Genomic DNA, 17,741 nt, shown 5'->3' with positions numbered 1-17,741 from the left:
CGCCTCCACCAGCGGCTACACCCACGAGTACGACAACCGCTACCTGTGGATGTCGCTCAAGCGGATCATCGGTACGCACTTCGCCAACTACCGCGAGTCATGGGAGGCCAACCGCCTGATCGCCAAGGGGAAGATCCACCCCACCCTGTCGAGGGTCTACCCGCTGGAGGAGACCGGCCGCGCCGCCTACGACGTCCACCGCAACCTCCACCACGGCAAGGTCGGCGTCCTGTGCCTGGCGCCGCGGGAGGGCCTCGGCGTCCGCAACGAGGCACTGCGGGCGGAGCACGCCACCGCCATCAACCGCTTCCGCACCCCTGCCCCCGTTCCTGAACCCGCCGAGGCCTGAGTCCCTCGCCCTGTCGGGGGCCGCATATATGGCGGCGGGGGAGGCGGCGGGAATAGTCGCGGGGGGCCGTTCGTTCCGGTGGTTGAAGAATCAACCAATTGGACGGTGGGTGAGATGCAGTTCGGGATCTTCACAGTCGGCGACGTCACCACGGACGCGACGAACGGACGCACACCGAGCGAGCACGAGCGGATCAAGGCGATGGTCACCATCGCGCAGAAGGCCGAGGAGGTCGGCCTCGACGTCTTCGCGACCGGCGAGCACCACAACCCGCCCTTCGTGCCGTCGTCGCCGACCACCATGCTCGGATACGTCGCCGCGCGCACCGATCGGCTGATCCTGTCGACGTCCACCACGCTCATCACCACCAACGACCCGGTGAAGATCGCGGAGGACTTCGCGATGCTCCAGCACCTGGCCGACGGCCGCGTGGACCTGATGATGGGCCGCGGCAACACCGGCCCGGTATACCCGTGGTTCGGCAAGGACATCCGGCAGGGCATCCCGCTGGCGGTGGAGAACTACGCCCTGCTGCACAAGCTGTGGCGCGAGGACACCGTCGACTGGGCCGGCAAGTTCCGGACCCCGCTGCAGTCCTTCACCTCCACCCCGCGCCCGCTGGACGGCGTGCCGCCGTTCGTGTGGCACGGCTCCATCCGCAGCCCGGAGATCGCGGAACAGGCCGCGTACTACGGCGACGGCTTCTTCGCCAACAACATCTTCTGGCCGAAGGAGCACTTCAAGAAGCTCATCGGCTTGTACCGCGACCGCTTCGCCCACTACGGCCACGGCACTCCCGAGCAGGCGATCGTCGGACTGGGCGGCCAAGTATTCATGCGCAAGAATTCGCAGGACGCGGTACGTGAGTTCCGCCCGTACTTCGACAACGCGCCGGTATACGGCCACGGCCCGTCCCTGGAGGACTTCACCGACCAGACGCCGCTGACTGTCGGGTCGCCGCAGGAGGTCATCGACAAGACGCTGACCTTCCGCGAGTCCTTCGGTGACTACCAGCGGCAGCTGTTCCTGATGGACCACGCCGGTCTGCCGCTCAAGACGGTGCTGGAGCAGCTCGACCTGCTCGGCGAGGAGGTCGTGCCGGTCCTGCGCCGCGAGTTCGCCAAGGGCCGCCCGGCGCACGTACCCGAAGGCCCCACCCACCAGTCGCTGCTCGCCCGCCGCGACGCCCAGGAGGTCGACGCATGACCAGGCACCTCGTCGTGATCACCGCAGGGCTCAGCCAGCCCTCCTCGACCCGGCTGCTCGCCGACCGCCTGACCGCGGCCGTGCGGCAGCAGGTCACCGACGGCAATGTCGACAAATCGGGCAGTGATGGTGACGGCGGCAGCGAGGTCGACGTACGGGTCGTCGAGCTGCGCGACCTCGCAGGCGACATCGCGCAGAACATGGTCACCGGCTTCCCCGGCCCGCAGCTGCGCGACGCCGTCGAGGCCGTCACCTCCGCCGACGGGCTGATCGCGGTCACCCCGGTCTTCACCGGCTCCTACAGCGGCCTGTTCAAGTCCTTCTTCGACGTGATCGACAAGGACGCGCTGGCCGGCACCCCGGTACTGATCGCGGCGACCGGCGGTACCGCCCGCCACTCCCTGGTCCTGGAACACGCCATGCGGCCGCTGTTCAGCTACCTCAGGGCGGTCGTGATGCCGACGGCGGTGTATGCGGCCACGGAGGACTGGGGCGCCGCGGGCGACGACACCCTGGCGCTGCGCATCGACCGTGCCGCAGCCGAACTCGCCGCCCAGGTCACCGCCCGCCCGGCGGCCCGCGCGGCCGGTGCGGAAACGTTCATTCCGTTCGACCGGCAGCTCGCCGACCTGACCCCGCAAGGGTGAGCGCCGTGTACACCGCTACGTGGACGTCACCCCTGCCCCGTCTGGTTGACCCGTCCCGTCGAGGAACTCGACGACTGCGAGTGCGGCGACCGCCACCAAGGTGATCCAGATGACGACCAAGCCGGTCGGGTAGGGCCACAGCAGCAGCGCGAGTGCGGCGCCGGCGACGACCGCCCAGCGCAGCGCACTGCGGTAGCGGTGCACCCACGGCCCTACCGGCCCGGTCGTGGTGATCCCGGTGGCGTGCCGTACCGCGCCGATGCCGGTCTCCCACGCGTTGGTCACCCGCACCGCCCGTCGCCCGCTGCCACTGAGCCAGGTGCCGACGGCGACCACCGCCCCCAGGACGATCACCGTCCGCACTGTCACCCGCAGAAAACGTACGAGCTGGTCATAGATCTCACCGGCGGCCGACTGGTTCGCGCCCACGGGCAGGTGATCGAGATAGATCACCCGGAAAACAGCCAGTCCGATCCCGAGCACCGCCGCACCCGCCGCAATGCCGAGCGCGGCCGCCACCAGCGCGCGCCGCCTGCGCGCGGCGAGCAGCACACCGGCCGCGGCCAGCACCACGGTGACGACCGGCAGCCAGTTGCCGGCGATCTGCAGCCCCCGGAAACCGGTACGTACCCGCCGCACGTCCGACGACTTCACCAGGGTGAATTCGGTCCGCACCGATGGAATGAGTGATGCAGCACTAAGTCCGCGGTCCAGCAGCCGCTGCTTGACCTGCGCCACGACCGGCGCCAGGTCGAGCACCACGGCGTCGCCGTTCACCTTCACAGCGGTGTCGCTGTCCCCGGTCAGCGCGCCGGTGAAGGCCGCGTGCGCCTGACGGTTCAACTGCTCCCACAGTGTGGCGAAGGCATCACTGGCCACGAATGTCGCCACCGTCTGATGCACGAAGTCCCTGATCCCGTCCGTGATCGGCCCGCGCAGGCTGCCGAGGGCCTTCTCCAGCTCGGGACGGTCGCCGGCCTTCACATTGGACAGCAGCGCGTCCAGGTCGATCTTCGCCATGGCGGCGTCGGTCACCCGATCGGTGACCGCGGCCCTGACCTCGGGATGCCGGGCGAGCGGTGCGACGGTCGCCACGTAGCGGTCGGTGTCCGCCATCTCGTCAGCGACCCACACCGCGACGGCGCTGAGCGGTGCGAGCAGCGCGGCCAGTGTGATGAGCACAGCGGACAGGGCGGCACGCCACTTCTTCTGGGCGGGAAAACGTTTCCGCAGCGCGGCCAGCTCCGCCCGCTCACTCTCGCCGAGCGGGCCGTCGTGACGGTCGGGGACGCCTCCCGCCGGCCCGTCCGCGCTCGTCGCCATATATGCACTCCCTCACCCGGGCCGGGGTGCGGCCGCTGCCTTCCTGCCAGCCAACGGCCACCTGGCCGCACCCGCGCGCGCAACTGCTGCGTCCGGGTGTCGGCGGCACTCACCCTCACGGGTGGCCGCTGACTACACCTGCTGACGCCGGTCCGCCCATCGGGTCACGCCGAACGGGTGAGGGTGCGTTAGCCGTTTCGACCCCGCGGTTAGTGATCGTTGTGCAGGTGCAGCACCACACTCCGTGGCCGTCATCGCCACCAGGGACGGTCGTCCGATGGCGGTCGCGGTGGATTCCCGCCCCGCCCCGCCCGGCACTGCCGCCCCGTCCGCAAGGGCTGCGGCATCCCACGTGGCGAGGGTGCTGAGCTGCGCCTAGCGTGGAAATCCTGGGGGGACGCGCGCAAGCGCAAAGGAGATCCACGCTATGGCCCGAAGCTCCTCCGAGACATCGCCCGCCGCCGGCCGCCTCGGCGCCCCCGGCCCGCAGCCCGGACAGGACGACTTCTACGAACCGCCCGCCCACCGCTGGTGGGTGCTCTGTGTGATCGGCCTGGCTCAGCTGATGGTCGTACTGGACGCCACGATCGTGAACATCGCGCTGCCCTCCGCCCAGCAGGACCTGGGCTTCAGCGACGGCGACCGGCAGTGGGTCGTCACGGCCTATGCGCTGGCCTTCGGCTCCCTGCTGCTGTTCGGCGGGCGGCTGGCCGACCTCGTCGGCCGCAAACGGATCTTCCTGATAGGCCTTGTCGGCTTCGCCGTGGCATCGGCGATCGGCGGCGCCGCTCCCAGCTTCGAGATCCTGGTGATGGCCCGCGCCCTGCAGGGCGCCTTCGGCGCGGTGCTCGCCCCTGCCGCCCTGTCGCTGCTGACCACGACCTTCACCGACGCCAGGGAGCGTGCGAAAGCCTTCGGTATATACGGAGCCATCGCGGGTGCGGGCGCCGCGGTCGGGCTGCTGCTCGGCGGCATCCTGACCGAGTATCTCGACTGGCGCTGGTGCCTGTACGTCAATCTGATCTTCGCCGTCATCGCCTTCGTCGGCGGTATGCGGCTGCTGCGCCCCGGCGCACCGCCCGACCGCCCGGACCTCGACGTCCCCGGCACGCTCCTCGTTTCCGGCGGCCTGTTCTGCATCGTGTACGGCTTCTCCAACGCCGAACGCCACGCATGGAGCGCCCCCAGCACCTGGGGCTTCCTGCTGACCGGAGCGGTCCTGCTGGTGGCCTTCGTGTGGTGGCAGATGCGCGCCCGGCACCCGCTGCTGCCGATGCGGGTGGTCGGCGACCGCGACCGCGGGGCGTCGTTCATCGCGATGTTCCTGTCCGGCGCGGGAATGTTCGGCGTCTTCCTCTTCCTGACGTACTACATGCAGCGCACGCTGCGGTATTCGCCGGTGGAGACCGGACTCGCCTTCCTGCCCATGGTGGCGCTGCTGGTAGTCACCTCCGTGACCACGACCAACGTCCTGGTGCCCAGATTCGGCGCCAAGCCGATCGTGCCCACCGGCATGCTGCTGTCCGGTGGCGCCATGGCGTGGATGACCGCACTGGACGGCAGCAGCACATATGCCGCGCATGTCATGCCGCCGCTGCTCCTGCTTGGCCTCGGCCTCGGTCTGATCTTCGCCACGTCCATGAACCTCGCCACCGCCGGCATCACGCCGCATGACGCAGGTGTCGCCTCCGCGATGGTGAACACCAGCCAGCAGGTCGGCGGCTCCGTCGGTACGTCATTGCTCAATACCTTGGCGACGAGCGCCGCCACCAGCTACCTCGTCGGCCGCCGGCCGACGGCCGGCGCGGTCGCGCAGGCGCAACTGCACAGCTATTCCGTTGCCTACTGGTGGTCGGCCGGCTTCTTCGCCTTCGGGTTCGTCGTCACCTTCCTGCTGTTCCGGCCAGGACCGCCCCGTATTGCCGAGTCGGCCGAGGAAGGCGCCGCACCCGCGGTCATGTGACGGCCCGCACCGCCGGCGTATCCACATCACGGAAACCGCCGCCGTAAAGCTGGCATATACAGCTATCGTTCGGGCATGAGAGCCCACGCGACAGGGGCCACGCCCACCGCGATCGCCGTGCTGGACCGCGTCAGTGTGCGTCGCTACGCCACCGGCCAGGTCATCCTCGACGACATCGACTGGACCGTAGGGGCCGGTCAGCACTGGGCGCTGCTCGGTGCGAACGGCGCCGGCAAGACCACCGTGCTGCGGCTTATCGGCGCCCTGATGCATCCGACCACCGGCACGGTCGACGTCCTCGGCCACCGCCTCGGCCGGGTGGACATGCGCGAGCTGCGCGCACACATCGGCCTGGTCTCCTCGGCGCAGAAGGTGCCGCTCGACGCGACCGCGCACACCGTCGTCCTGACCGGTCACACCGGCACTGTGCAGCCGCTGTGGCGCACGTACGGCAGCAAGGTGCGCGACCGTGCCACCGCGCTGCTCGCGGAGCTGGAGATCAAGGATCTCGCCGATCGCGCCTACGGGGTCTGCTCCGGCGGCCAGCGCGCGCGCATTCTGGTGGCGCGGGCGCTGATGGCCGACCCGTCTCTGCTGCTGCTCGACGAGCCGTTCAACGCCCTCGACCTGCCCTCGCGCGAGGACCTGATCGACGCCATGCACCGGCTCGCGACGACCAGGGCCGGGCTTGCCACCATCACCGTCACCCATCACCTGGAGGAGCTGTCACCTGCCATCGGCCATGTGCTGCTGCTCAAAGAGGGCCGGGTGCTCACCTCAGGACCTGCCGAGCACGTGCTCACCGGCGAGTGGATGACGCAGTGCTTCGGCCGGCCGATCGAGGTGAGCCGGCACGAAGGGCGGTGGCTGGCGCGTTCCGGCCGCGTACGGCCCGCGAAGCCGTGAGCGCCGGCCCGCTTTTCATCTGCTCAGCCCCGCGGGTGACTTTCGCGGCGCCGCGTTGACGGGACCTGCAAGACGTGTGCTCAGCGCAGCCACGGCACGTCGGCGCCGTCCGGCTGGTGCAGCCCGTCGGCGATGATCCGTGAGATGTCGCCGAGCTGTCGGGTCTGCTCGGCGGTGAGCCGGTCGAAGACCGCGGTGCGGACGGCGGCGACGTGGCCTGGCGCGGTGCGCTCCAGCTCGGCATAGCCGGCGTCAGTCAGTACGCAGACCTGGCCGCGCCGGTCGGTGGGGCAGTTCTCGCGGCGAACCCATCCGTTGCCCTCCAGGCGCGCGACCGCGTGCGACAGCCGCGACCGGGTGATCTTCGCCTGCTCCGCCAGCTCGGTCATCCGCATCCGCCGGGCGGGCGTCTCGGACAGTGTGCTGAGCAGTGCGTAGTACATGTGCGGCATATGGGCGTCGCGCTGCAGCTGGCGGTCGAGGTGGTCTTCGAGCAGGGTCGTGGCGTGCAGGAACGCCCGCCAGGTCGCCTGCTGTTCTTCCGTCAGCCATGTCATGGCGTTCATGGTAAAGCCACTTCTTGAACCTTCAATAAAGGCCTACATGCCACCCTTCGCCGGCGCGTCGGCTGTAAACCCCGACGGTCGCATGAGTGTGACGCAGGTCACCCGGTCACCCCGAAATATCCGGGGACCGGGCCCCCGTTTAGTGTGGTGACTTGGAAACGGAGAGGGATTGTCCGTTTCCGAATCGTGTCCCACCACGCCACCCACGACACCGGAGGGAGTCCGCCGTGCCGCTCGACATGGAGACCGCCACCACGCGGCCACGAGCCATGCGCTTGCGCGCGGACGCCACCCGGAACCGGGAGCGCATCGTCGCCGCCGCCCGCGAGGCGATCGTCGAACTCGGCCCTGACGTACCGCTCGACGAGGTGGCACGTCGGGCGGGCGTCGGCAATGCCACCCTCTACCGGCACTTCACCGACCGTACGGACCTCATCCGCCACGTCACGTTGTCAGTGGTGGCCCGTACAGTGAAACGAGCCGAGGACGCACTGGCGCAGGAGCCGGATGCGTTCACCGCGCTACGCCGTTTCGTCTTCGAATCGGCCGACGAGCGGATCGGCGCCCTGTGCTCACTGCTCTCCGACGTTTTCGACCGCCAGGACCCCGCGGTCGTCAGCCAGGTCGAACAGATGCAACGATCGATCAACGCCATCATGGAACGCGCCCAGAGTGCGGGCCAGTTGCGCACCGACATCGCCGTCGGTGACCTGATGGCGGCCGTCACGCAGCTCACCCGGCCGCTACCGGGTACCTGCTGCGCGGGCTTCGACCGTTTCGTCCGTCGCCACCTGCAACTGTTCCTCGACGGCCTGCGCGCGCCCGCGCGCTCGGTGCTCACCGGGGAAGCCGCCACCCTGGAGGATCTGCAAGCCCGCCAGCCATAAACCGTTCGCAACGCCCATCAGTCGGGTTATAGCGTGATCAGGTTCGCCGAGTCCGCGGACCTGCGCAGCCCGAGTCAGCAACTCGTCCTGCCTGAGCAGCCGGCCCAGAACCCGAGGGCCAGCAGGGATCCCTGACCCTGATCCCCCGCCCGCAGTGCGGCGCCGGACCCTCGCTGACACACGTCCCCACACCCTGTCACTCCGCATCCCAAGTGAGACCAGTTATGCCTGAAACACATCAGCCGGATCCGAAGCGCTGGACAGCGCTGATATTCATCGCCCTGGCGCAGCTGATGGTCGTCCTCGACGCGACCGTCGTGAACATCGCGCTGCCATCGGCCCAGGCCGACCTCGGCATCTCCGACGGCAACAAACAGTGGGTCATCACCGCCTACACGCTGGCCTTCGGCGGCCTGCTGCTCTTCGGCGGCCGGCTGGCGGACCTGTGGGGACGCAAGAACACCTTCATCGTCGGCCTGCTCGGTTTCGCGGCCGCCTCCGCAATAGGCGGCGCCGCGGTGAACACTGCCATGCTGCTGGGCGCCCGCGCCCTCCAGGGCGTCTTCGGTGCCCTGCTCGCCCCCGCCGCGCTCTCGCTGGTCGCGGTGACCTTCACCGACGCCAAGGAGCGTGCGAAGGCGTTCGGCATCTACGGCGCCATCGCCGGCGCCGGCGCTGCCGTCGGCCTGATCCTGGGCGGCGTGCTCACCCAGCTCCTGAACTGGCGCTGGGCGCTCTTCGTGAACATCATCTTCGCGGTCGTCGCCGTCATCGGCGCCGTCATGGTCATCCGCGAGCCCGCAGAAGGCCGCAACCGCAACCGTCTGGACACCCCCGGCGTGCTCCTGGTCAGCGCGGGCCTCGTGGCCCTGGTGTACGGCTTCACGCGCGCCGACAGCGACGGCTGGACCGCCCCGATCACCCTCGGCCTGTTCGCGGCCTCCGCGGTGCTGCTGGCGGCGTTCGTGTTCGTCGAGAGCCGCGTCGCGGCCCCGCTGCTGCCGCTGCGCGTCGTGACCAACCGCAACCGCGGCGGCGTCTACCTGTCGCTCGGCCTGGCCATCATCGGCATGTTCGGCCTGTTCCTGTTCCTGACCTACTACCTGCAGCTGGTCATGGGCTACTCGGCCATCAAGTCCGGCCTGGCCTTCCTGCCCATGATCGGCGGTATGATCGTCGGCTCCACCCAGATCGGCACCCGGCTCATGCTGCGGGTCCGCCCGCGGCTGCTGATGGCCCCCGGCTTCCTGCTCGCCGCCATCGGCATGGCCATCCTGGCGCAGATCAAGGTGGACTCGTCCTACCCGACGGTGCTACTGCCAGGCCTGATCCTGATGGGCCTCGGCATGGGTACGGCCTTCATGCCGGCGATGAGCCTGGCCACGCACGGCGTGCGTCCCGAGGACGCCGGTGTCGCCTCCGCCATGGTCAACACCTCGCAGCAGGTCGGTGGCTCCATCGGCACCGCGCTGCTGAACACGCTGGCCACCAGCGCGTCCGCAACCTGGGTGTCCTCGCACCTGACGTCGAAGGCCGACCTCAAGAACCGTGTGTTCGTCAACACCTCGATGGTGCACGGCTACTCCGTCGCCATCTACTGGGCGACGGCGATCCTGCTGCTCTCCTCGGTGCTTGCCTTCGTCCTGGTCGACGCCGGCGTGCAGAGCGGCCCGGAGCGCGTCGACGGCGACAAGTCGGTCGACGAGGACTTCGCGGTCCCGGTCATCGCCCACTGACCGCACAGCGGTGACCGCAGGCCGGTCGCCGTACCAACGGCAGGTCCCCGCCGCTTCCGTTCACTCGGAAGGGGCGGGGACCTGCCGTTTCGTCGTGCCGGCAGTCGTACGACGATATGGTCGCAATGCAGTGGCGACTAACCCTGGTGGCCGGCGCTACAGACCCTCGGGCCACGAGTACGTCGAGGGCACCTGCACCTTGTCGGCCGGCGCTCCGTAGATCACGGCGATCTCGTCGTGGGCGCCCAGCTTGATCTTGGCGGGGTCGCCGGTCTGCTCCTTGCCGTTGACGTAGACGTGCAACTCCTTGCCGCCGCCGGTCTTGAACGTGCCGAGGACGTCGTTGCCGATCGGGACGTTCCACTCGGTCATGAACTGCCCGAGGGTGAAGTCCGCCTGTACCGGCGACTCGATGTGCACGACGCCCGACGTGTCATGCGTGTGCAGCGGGCTGATCTGCTGCTTGGTGACGTCGATGCCGATCTCGGCCGGCACGGTCACCGCCTTGCCGTTCACGAACACGTCCAGGTGGCTGTGGATGTGCAGTACCTGGCCTTCCTGCCCGAGCATCGGCAGTCCGGCCGCCTTCACCTGTGCGCTGGCGTCGGAGGGCGCCGGCCAGTTCACCGACGACGCGACCGGCTTGTTGTCGCTGCCGCCGGCCGTGCTTGGGCTGTCGGTCGCGTCCTTCTTGTCGGAACCGCATGCGGCCAGGGTCACAGCGCCGGCCAGGACGGCCACGCCGATCGCGATGCGTCGTGTCTGCTTGGGCATGGAGTGAGGTGTCTTCCTGTTCAGCCGAACTGGAGTGAGCGCTTGGCGAGCCCCATCCAGAATCCGTCGATGATGCTGCGCTGGCTGCCGAGTTCGGACTCGGCGGCGCCGAGCGTAACGAACAGTGGGGCGAAGTGCTCGGTTCGTGGGTGCGCCAGCCGCCCGGCGGGCGATGTGTGCTCGAAGTCGAGCAGCGCGTCGACGTCCTGTGCGTCCAGCGCGCGCCGGCCCCAGTCGTCGAACTCCGCGGACCATGCCGGCGGCTGCGGTCCGGCGTGCCGCAGCGCCGCGAGATTGTGCGTGAAGAAGCCGCTGCCGACGATCAGCACGCCCTCGTCCCGCAGCGGCGCCAGACGGCGGCCGATGTCCAGCAGTCCGGCCGGATCCAGGGTCGGCATCGAGATCTGCAGTACGGGGATGTCGGCCCCGGGGAACATCTCCACCAGCGGCACATATGCGCCGTGGTCCAGGCCGCGGTCAGGGACGTCCTGCACGGGGCTGCCGGCCCGGCGCAGCAGCTTGCGCACGTCATCGGCCAGCGCGGGCGCGCCAGGCGCCGGATACGTCACCTGGTAGTAGTGCTCGGGAAAGCCCCAGAAGTCGTAGACCAGCGGAACGGTGGTGGTGGCGCCGATGGCCAGCGGGGCGTCCTCCCAGTGGGCGGAGATGACCAGCACGGCCCTGGGGCGCGGGAGGCCGGCCGCCCAGGCGGTCAGCTGCCCGGGCCACACGGGGTCGTCGGCGAGCGGCGGGGCGCCGTGCGAGAGGTAGAGCGCGGGCATGCGCTCCGTGGCAGCTGCGGTCATGACGCCCTCCTTGAATGTTCAAGCGTACGGGACGACGGTAGCGCTACCTGATTGAAGCTTCAAATATCTCTGCCATTGCCGCGCCCGGCGTGAGCCCCGCGCCCTTCAGCTCAGCCGCTTCTCCAGCCATGCCACGTCGTGGTAGGCGCCGAACTTCCGGCCGACCTCCTCGTACACGCCGATCTGCTGGAACCCGAAACGCCGGTGGATGCGTATGGACGCCTCGTTGGGCAGCGTCACGCCCGCATACGCACGGTGCACGTCCTCGCCCGCGAGTGCTTCGAACAGGGCCGTGTACAGCAGCGTGCCGACGCCGCGCCCGCTGCTGCCCGGCGCCAGATAGATGCTGGTCTCCACGGACGTCGCGTATGCCGCCTTGGGGCGGAACGGGCTGCTGGTCGCGTAACCCAGAACCCGCCCGTCACCCGCGGACTGAGCAACCAAGAGGCGGTGGGGGCCGTCTTCCGGGTGGGAGAGCAACCAGGGGCGGCGCTCGTCGGGGGTGATGGGGTTGATGTCGAAAGTGATCGGCGTCTCACGGATGTAGTGGTTGTAAATGTCGGTGAGGGCCGTCAGATCGCCCTCTCCACCCGCTCTGACCTGGACGTCCATACGTTCCGACATGACATGACCTCTCAACGTGGCGGGACAGGGTACTGCATGATCATAAAAAATAGGTGACGACATGGGAATTGTGTCCGGATTCCAGTCGTTATCCCGATCGGATGGGGCAAGCGCACAGCAGAGCCGCAGAGCTACGACAGCCACCCCAACGGCTGCGTCGGACTCCACGGCAAGGGCTGTGACCGCACCCGGTCCGTACGAGACCGACCGCACCTTCGTAAAGGGAGCACGCATGGCAACCCGTGCCGTCGCCCGTCGCCACGCAGGCGGGACCAGCAGCGTTCGCGCCGCAGGCGGGGAAGTAGCCGACCGCGACCTCGTCGGCATGTACCTGGACGAGATCGCGCGTACGCCGCTGCTCGACGCCGCCCGCGAGGTCGAGCTGTCCCGTGACATCGAAGCGGGCGTCTACGCCGAGCGTATCCTCGCCGGCGACCCCGAGCTGCCCGCGGGTGCGGGCGGCGACATCAAGCGCGAGGAGCTCGATGCCCTGGTGGCCGCGGGCGAGCGCGCCAAGGACATCTTCATCCGCTCTAACCTGCGGCTCGTCGTGGCCGTCGCGCGGCGCTACCCGCGCAGCGGCCTGCCGCTGCTCGACCTGATCCAGGAGGGGAACGCCGGCCTGGTCCGCGCCGTCGAGAAGTTCGACTACGCCAAGGGCTTCAAGTTCTCCACGTATGCGACCTGGTGGATCAGGCAGGCCATCACGCGGTCCATCGCCGACCAGTCCCGCACGATCCGGCTTCCGGTGCATCTCGTCGAGGAGCTGGGGCGGATCCGGCGAGTGCAGCGGGAGTTCAACCGCGAGCACGGCCGCGACGCCGAGCCCGCCGAGATCGCCACCGAACTGGCTTCCACCCCGGAGCGCGTTTCGGACGTTCTGGACTGGGCACGCGACCCGGTATCACTGAATATGTCGGTGGACGCCGAGGGCGAAACCGAATTCGGCGACCTCGTCGAGGACGGCGCCGCACCGTCCCCCGAGGACTCCGTGCTGGTCATGCTGCGCCGCGAGGAGCTGGACGGCCTGATCGACCGGCTCGACGAGCGCACCGCCTCCATCATCCGTGCCCGCTACGGCATCGTGGACGGCCGCGAGCGCACGCTGACGGAAGTCGGCAAGGAGCACGGCCTCACTCGCGAGCGGATCCGCCAGATCGAGAAGCACGCCCTCGCCGACCTCAAGCGCATGGCCCGCGCGACGGGGCTGGACTACGAAGCCGCCTGACACCTCCACAATGCCGGTCCACCCGCGGACCGGCCCCACTGACCCGGACCCCGGTGCATCCCCCCCGCGCCGGGGTTCGGCCTGTCCGCCCGCCCCGTGCGCCGCACGATCGGGCTGGTGGTGAGGGTGAGACGCTTCGTGGCATGACTGACCACAGCGACGGCGCCGAGGAGCCGGGCGGCGCGGGACCGCACCCGGGCGAGCCGCACCACGAAGGGCTCGGCACCCGGCTCAACTGGCTGCGTGCCGCCGTCCTCGGCGCCAACGACGGCATCGTCTCCACCGCCGGGCTGGTCGTGGGCGTCGCCGGTGCCACCGACTCGCGCTCGGCGCTGCTGACCGCTGGCCTGGCCGGACTGATGGCGGGATCGCTGTCGATGGCCGCCGGGGAGTACGTGTCGGTGAGCACTCAGCGGGACTCCGAGCAGGCCGCACTCGCCCTGGAGCGCGAAGAGCTGGAGACCACGCCGCAGGCCGAACTCGAAGAGCTGACCGGACTGCTGGAGGACCGCGGCATCACCCACGACCTCGCCCGCGAGGTCGCCGAGCAACTCACCGCCCGCGACGCCCTCGGCGCTCACGCGCGCGTGGAACTCGGCATCGACCCGGACGCACTCGCCAACCCCTGGCACGCCGCCTGGGCCAGCTTCGTCTCCTTCACCGTCGGAGCTCTGCTGCCACTGCTGGCCATCGTGCTGCCGCCGCAGGACTGGCGACTGGCCGTGACAGTCGTGTCCGTCCTGGCCGCACTCACCGGCTGCGGCTGGATCAGCGCCAGGCTGGGCAACGCGCCGGCAAGGCCCGCGGTCGTCCGCAACGTCGCCGGCGGCGCCATCGCCATGGCCGTCACCTACGCGGTGGGCGCGCTGCTCGGCGCGGCAGGCGTCTGACCCCTCGCGGCCCATGCCCTTCCGGCCCGGGCGGTGTACGCCACCGTTGTTGCGGCCACCACAGCCGGCGCGGCAAGCGCCGCCGCGTCCACCCTGCCAACGGGAGTCCGCAACGGCAGCACCGCCATCACACCCGCCACGGCCACGCAGCCGGCAGCCCAGGCGGCAGTCAGCCGATAGTGCATGCCGCGAAAGCCCGCGTCCTGCTGCCACAACCCGTTCCACCGGGCCGCCCCTGCCGCCGAGCCATCTGTTGCGAACCGCCGGCCGAACCAGAAAGTCAGCGGCCGCCCGAAAACCGGGCTCACCGCAAAGGCCACCCCGACAAGCCCGGTGAAGGCGGTCTCTGTGCGGCCGCCCGTCCAGCGTCCGTCAGCCGCGACCGCACCGGCCGCTGCCACCAGCAGCGCCGCCAGGACCAGAGCCCCGAACTCGTCCAGCCGGTGGTGCAGTGCGAAGTACAGCCCGAGCTCCAACGCAGGCCACGCCGACACGAGCACCAGTGCCGCCGTCCCGGGAACGCCCCGCCCCACGAGTTGGTGGTAGGTGATCCACGGCAGGACCATGCCGAAGAGCACCGTCGGCCCCCACGAGAGCAGTACGGCATGGGCGTGCGACGACACCCGGCTCCCGCCGTCCCCGTCATGTATCCGGGCATCAGTCATCCCCGTGTCCTGCTTTCCCCGTTGATCCCCGTGATTCCCCGTCACGAATGCACGTCAGACGCGGCGTTCGCACAGGTGATCGTATGATCACTTAGGTCGGCTCGTCATGGGGAACACGCCAACCCTCCACGAGGCCGACACACCTCACGCCCGCGCCAACGCACGCGGGAGCCCGCCGCACGAGCCGTACCGCTTCCGGTGGCCCGTTCGCTCAGCCTGTCCTCGGCGGATTCAGCGTACGAACGAGCCGCTGACCAGAAAGCGCTCGATGCGCTCCAGATAGGGGGCGATGTCGATGCCCTGAGTCGTCAGCCACTCGTCTGCGTAGTACTTCTCCAGATAGCGTTCACCCGGGTCGCACAGCAGTCCGACGACGCTGCCGCTCTCGCCGCGCGAGCGCATCTCCGAGATGATGCGGAAGGCCGCCCACAGCCCTGTGCCCGTGGACGCGCCCGCACGGCGGCCGAGCAGCCTTTCAAGGACCCGGATCGCCGCGACCGACGCCGCGTCCGGGACCCGCATCATGCGGTCGATTGCGCCCGGTACGAAGCTCGGCTCCACGCGCTGCCGGCCGATCCCTTCGATCCGGGAGCCGGTATCGGTGGTTGCCGCCGGATCGCTGTCCCGCCAGCCCGGGAAGAACGCCGAATTCTCCGGATCGGCCACGCAGATGCCGGTGGTCGCCTGCGCATAACGCACATACCGGGCCAGGGTCGCCGACGTCCCCCCGGTTCCCGCGGTCGCCACGATCCAGGCCGGCACCGGGTGCCGTTCCGCGGCCAACTGCCGGAAGATCGACTCGGCGATGTTGTTGTTGCCCCGCCAGTCCGTCGCCCGCTCCGCGTACGTGAACTGGTCCATGTAGTGGCCCCCGGTCTCGGCGGCCAGCCGGGTTGCCGCCCCGTACACCTCGCCCGGGTCGTTCACCAGGTGGCAGCGGCCGCCGTGGAATTCGATCAGATCCACCTTCGCCTGTACGGTTCCGCGGGCCATCACGGCCACAAAGGGGACACCGATCAGCCGCGCGAAGTAGGCCTCCGACACTGCCGTCGATCCACTGGACGCCTCGATCACCGGCCGCCCCGGGCGGATCCAGCCGTTGCACAGCGCGTACAGGAACAGGGAACGGGCCAGGCGGTGCTTCAGTGACCCGGTCGGATGGGTCGACTCGTCCTTCAGGTAGAGGTCGATCCCCCAGTCCGCCGGTAGCGGTACGGACAGCAAATGGGTATCGGCGGACCGGTTCGCGTCCGCCTGGACCTTGCCCACGGCCTCGCTCAACCAGCGGCGGTACGCGAGGTCGCTTCGGTCGACATCCGCCTCCTCCGCCGGTACGGGAGGGCGGCCGGCGTGAGGTCTCGGTTCTGGTGCGTGCATGAGGCCAGGTATATCCGCCGGGCTGCTTCAAACCGATGCTTGGAGTCTCTCCCCCCACCTGCTTGGGTGCCGAGCCGGACGGGGAGGCGGGCGCAGCACCGTACCCTGGAGCCATGAGCACCGCCGCAGACTCCGAGCACTCCCCGGCCACAGAGGGGGTCGCGGGCCGCCCTGTGCCCGCCGGCGCCGCAGAGGGCGACGCTGACGCTGCTGCTGCTTCCCCGGCCGAATCGGCGCGGAACTCCCCCGCAGCCGCGCCGCGTGGCGCTCCTGCGTCAGCGGGGCTGGTGTTCGACGACCCGCTCGACCGGCCGTCCTCCGACGACACCGATCGGGGCTGGGGCGACCCGCTGTCCGGTTCGGCGGACGACGACTTCAGCCGCTTCCTCAGTGAGAAGCCGCCGCACCACCTCTGAACCCGCTCGACGCCCGCTGTCAGCCCGCCCCACCGGACCGCGGGGCCACCAGGGCGTCGCGGATGTCGCGGAGCAGGGTGATCTCCTCGACCTCTTCCTTCACCGGCTCCACGACCTCCACCGGTTGCTGCCGGGCCGCCCGACGAGCTAGGTAGCGAGCCATCGGGAGCACCATGAGGAAGTAGACGACCGCTGCGGTGATCAGGAAGGTGAGTGCCGCGCTCAGCACGGAGCCCCACAGGATGTGGATACCACTGGTCACCTCGCCCTTGTCGTTGACCACGCACGGACCCTTGAGACAGGACGAGTACCCAGCGAGGTCCTTCGTACCGAAGGCACCGACCAACGGGTTGATGATCCCGTTGACGACGGAGTTCACGACGCTGCTGAACGCGGCGCCGATGACCACCGCGACCGCCAGGTCGATCACGTTCCCGCGCATGACGAATTCTTTGAAGCCTGCCAGCAGGCTCGGCTTGCCCGCGTCGCTCATCGACGTGCCTCTTCCCTGATGCCGGTCTGACGGAATGAAAGGTTCCGCCATAGAAGGCAATCCGGGACCGCCCTGTCCAATCGCCTTTCACGAAAGGGTGATTCAGCACAGCGCCACCGCCAGAGGGGATGACATGGCCGCACCCGACAGCGCGGCAGCAATACGACGTGGTACGGCGAGGACGACCAGTGCGCCGCCGGCGGCGCCCGCATCTGCGGTGGCAGTCGGCAGCCCACTTCCTTCGGCTGCCGTGGACGTGTCCTGGCCACCCACCTGTTCCGGAACGGCGACCACCCGCGCTCCGGACGCCACGACCCGTGCTGCTGCCAGCACGTCCACCCGGTCACCCGGCCTCAGCAGCCGCACTGCTGCGGCATCGGTGATCCGCACCGGAGCCCTGACGATCTCCTGGGCTACGTCGGGTACGCGCTGAGCCGCCACTGCGGACGGTGCAGGACCGTGTGCGTGCCCGGGCGAGCGTGTCGGCGATCCGTGCGCCGCAGACACCGCCAGGGCGGCGGCTGCCACTGCCAGCGCGAGGACGAGCGGCTTGCGCCGGAATCGCAGCCTACGGGGCATCAGAGACACCCCGCCGCGCCTTCCGGCCCTGATCGGCGGGAAGGTCGGAACGGTGCAACGTGGCGGGGTGTACGGCTCAGGGGTGCTCACATCTGTGGACGGCGGCTCCGGGCCGGTTGTTGTCGGTTGTGAGAACAGCGAGATGTCGAAGCGCGCAGGGGGGGAAGCCGGAGCTGCCGACGAGGCGGACAGCATGGACGTTGACGCGGATGAACGCACGGGTACCACCACCGGATGGGAGGGAATCGACCGGAATTTCAGTCGATGTCCCCACCATCGCGCACTCCGCAGGCACCGCGGCCGGAG

At 69.4% G+C, this 17,741-nt stretch carries 18 protein-coding genes and 1 pseudogene; 10 read left to right on the top strand and 9 right to left on the bottom strand.

All coding sequences use genetic code 11. The features are described 5' to 3' along the window. The 3 genes and pseudogenes from JT723_RS23465 to JT723_RS23455 all read left to right on the top strand — a co-directional run. Positions 1-349, top strand: a pseudogene (locus JT723_RS23465) (zinc-binding dehydrogenase); the annotation flags it as partial. Positions 350-463: 114 nt separating this feature from the next. Beyond that, positions 464-1,555: an LLM class flavin-dependent oxidoreductase gene (locus tag JT723_RS23460; protein ID WP_205046734.1), complete on the top strand. Its 1,092-nt coding sequence runs from the start codon at positions 464-466 to the stop codon at positions 1,553-1,555. After that, positions 1,552-2,202, top strand: coding sequence for an FMN reductase (locus JT723_RS23455; RefSeq protein WP_205046733.1), 651 nt, complete (start codon positions 1,552-1,554; stop codon positions 2,200-2,202). The genes JT723_RS23460 and JT723_RS23455 overlap by 4 nt, the downstream gene beginning before the upstream one ends. 15 nt (positions 2,203-2,217) lie before the next feature. On the opposite strand, the gene JT723_RS23450 is transcribed toward JT723_RS23455, so the two are convergent. After that, a complete protein-coding gene (locus JT723_RS23450; protein ID WP_205046732.1) occupies positions 2,218-3,525 on the bottom strand; it encodes a hypothetical protein in 1,308 nt (435 codons plus the stop codon). A gap of 427 nt (positions 3,526-3,952) precedes the next feature. Here JT723_RS23450 and JT723_RS23445 point away from each other — a divergent pair, with 427 nt between their 5' ends. Together JT723_RS23445 and JT723_RS23440 are read left to right on the top strand one after the other, a co-directional pair. After that, positions 3,953-5,488: an MFS transporter gene (locus JT723_RS23445; protein ID WP_205046731.1), complete on the top strand. Its 1,536-nt coding sequence runs from the start codon at positions 3,953-3,955 to the stop codon at positions 5,486-5,488. Positions 5,489-5,563: 75 nt separating this feature from the next. After that, the gene (locus tag JT723_RS23440; protein WP_205046730.1) at positions 5,564-6,394 is read left to right on the top strand and encodes an ABC transporter ATP-binding protein; all 831 of its coding nucleotides are present in this window, start codon (positions 5,564-5,566) and stop codon (positions 6,392-6,394) included. Between the two features lie 80 nt (positions 6,395-6,474). Here the strand turns inward: JT723_RS23440 and JT723_RS23435 are convergent, their stop codons facing one another. Beyond that, positions 6,475-6,960 (bottom strand): MarR family winged helix-turn-helix transcriptional regulator, encoded by a 486-nt coding sequence (locus JT723_RS23435; protein WP_205046729.1) that lies wholly within the window; start codon positions 6,958-6,960, stop codon positions 6,475-6,477. Positions 6,961-7,199: 239 nt separating this feature from the next. Here JT723_RS23435 and JT723_RS23430 point away from each other — a divergent pair, with 239 nt between their 5' ends. Together JT723_RS23430 and JT723_RS23425 are read left to right on the top strand one after the other, a co-directional pair. Continuing rightward, positions 7,200-7,847, top strand: coding sequence for a TetR/AcrR family transcriptional regulator (locus JT723_RS23430; RefSeq protein WP_205046753.1), 648 nt, complete (start codon positions 7,200-7,202; stop codon positions 7,845-7,847). 224 nt (positions 7,848-8,071) lie between these two features. Next, on the top strand, positions 8,072-9,583 hold the full coding sequence (locus tag JT723_RS23425) for an MFS transporter (protein ID WP_205046728.1): 1,512 nt from the start codon (positions 8,072-8,074) through the stop codon (positions 9,581-9,583). Positions 9,584-9,739: 156 nt separating this feature from the next. Here JT723_RS23425 and JT723_RS23420 read toward each other — a convergent pair whose 3' ends face one another. The 3 genes from JT723_RS23420 to JT723_RS23410 all read right to left on the bottom strand — a co-directional run bounded on the left by JT723_RS23420 (position 9,740) and on the right by JT723_RS23410 (position 11,787). Then, on the bottom strand, positions 9,740-10,357 hold the full coding sequence (locus JT723_RS23420; RefSeq protein ID WP_205046727.1) for a hypothetical protein: 618 nt from the start codon (positions 10,355-10,357) through the stop codon (positions 9,740-9,742). Between the two features lie 20 nt (positions 10,358-10,377). Beyond that, complete coding sequence (locus JT723_RS23415) at positions 10,378-11,163, bottom strand: dioxygenase family protein (RefSeq protein WP_205046726.1); 786 nt, start codon at positions 11,161-11,163, stop codon at positions 10,378-10,380. 105 nt (positions 11,164-11,268) lie between these two features. Next, positions 11,269-11,787 carry a GNAT family N-acetyltransferase gene (locus tag JT723_RS23410; protein WP_205046725.1) on the bottom strand — a complete coding sequence of 173 codons (519 nt, stop codon included), beginning with the start codon at positions 11,785-11,787 and terminating at the stop codon, positions 11,269-11,271. Positions 11,788-12,019: 232 nt separating this feature from the next. Here JT723_RS23410 and JT723_RS23405 point away from each other — a divergent pair, with 232 nt between their 5' ends. After that, positions 12,020-13,015 carry a sigma-70 family RNA polymerase sigma factor gene (locus tag JT723_RS23405; protein WP_205046724.1) on the top strand — a complete coding sequence of 332 codons (996 nt, stop codon included), beginning with the start codon at positions 12,020-12,022 and terminating at the stop codon, positions 13,013-13,015. A 143-nt stretch (positions 13,016-13,158) separates the two neighbouring features. Beyond that, complete coding sequence (locus tag JT723_RS23400; RefSeq protein WP_205046723.1) at positions 13,159-13,905, top strand: VIT1/CCC1 transporter family protein; 747 nt, start codon at positions 13,159-13,161, stop codon at positions 13,903-13,905. Here JT723_RS23400 and JT723_RS23395 read toward each other — a convergent pair. Together JT723_RS23395 and JT723_RS23390 are read right to left on the bottom strand one after the other, a co-directional pair. Next, positions 13,866-14,528 carry a VC0807 family protein gene (locus JT723_RS23395; RefSeq protein WP_205046722.1) on the bottom strand — a complete coding sequence of 221 codons (663 nt, stop codon included), beginning with the start codon at positions 14,526-14,528 and terminating at the stop codon, positions 13,866-13,868. The genes JT723_RS23400 and JT723_RS23395 overlap by 40 nt on opposite strands. Before the next feature lie 273 nt (positions 14,529-14,801). Further along, the gene (locus tag JT723_RS23390) at positions 14,802-15,947 is read right to left on the bottom strand and encodes a PLP-dependent cysteine synthase family protein (protein ID WP_205046721.1); all 1,146 of its coding nucleotides are present in this window, start codon (positions 15,945-15,947) and stop codon (positions 14,802-14,804) included. 113 nt (positions 15,948-16,060) lie between these two features. On the opposite strand from JT723_RS23390, the gene JT723_RS23385 reads away from it, so the two are divergent. Beyond that, complete coding sequence (locus JT723_RS23385; RefSeq protein WP_205046720.1) at positions 16,061-16,363, top strand: hypothetical protein; 303 nt, start codon at positions 16,061-16,063, stop codon at positions 16,361-16,363. Between the two features lie 19 nt (positions 16,364-16,382). On the opposite strand, the gene mscL is transcribed toward JT723_RS23385, so the two are convergent. After that, complete coding sequence (gene mscL / locus JT723_RS23380; protein WP_205046719.1) at positions 16,383-16,856, bottom strand: large conductance mechanosensitive channel protein MscL; 474 nt, start codon at positions 16,854-16,856, stop codon at positions 16,383-16,385. Between the two features lie 102 nt (positions 16,857-16,958). Further along, positions 16,959-17,297, bottom strand: a complete 339-nt coding sequence (locus JT723_RS35405; protein ID WP_240166060.1) for a hypothetical protein — start codon at positions 17,295-17,297, stop codon at positions 16,959-16,961. Positions 17,298-17,741: the final 444 nt, after the last annotated feature.

It is taken from the genome of Actinacidiphila bryophytorum (assembly GCF_016916835.1).
GTDB classification, from domain to species: Bacteria; Actinomycetota; Actinomycetes; order Streptomycetales; family Streptomycetaceae; genus Actinacidiphila; species Actinacidiphila bryophytorum.
The sequence above is the reverse complement of the archived record's forward strand: the minus strand, read 5'-3'. Positions and strand labels throughout refer to the sequence as shown.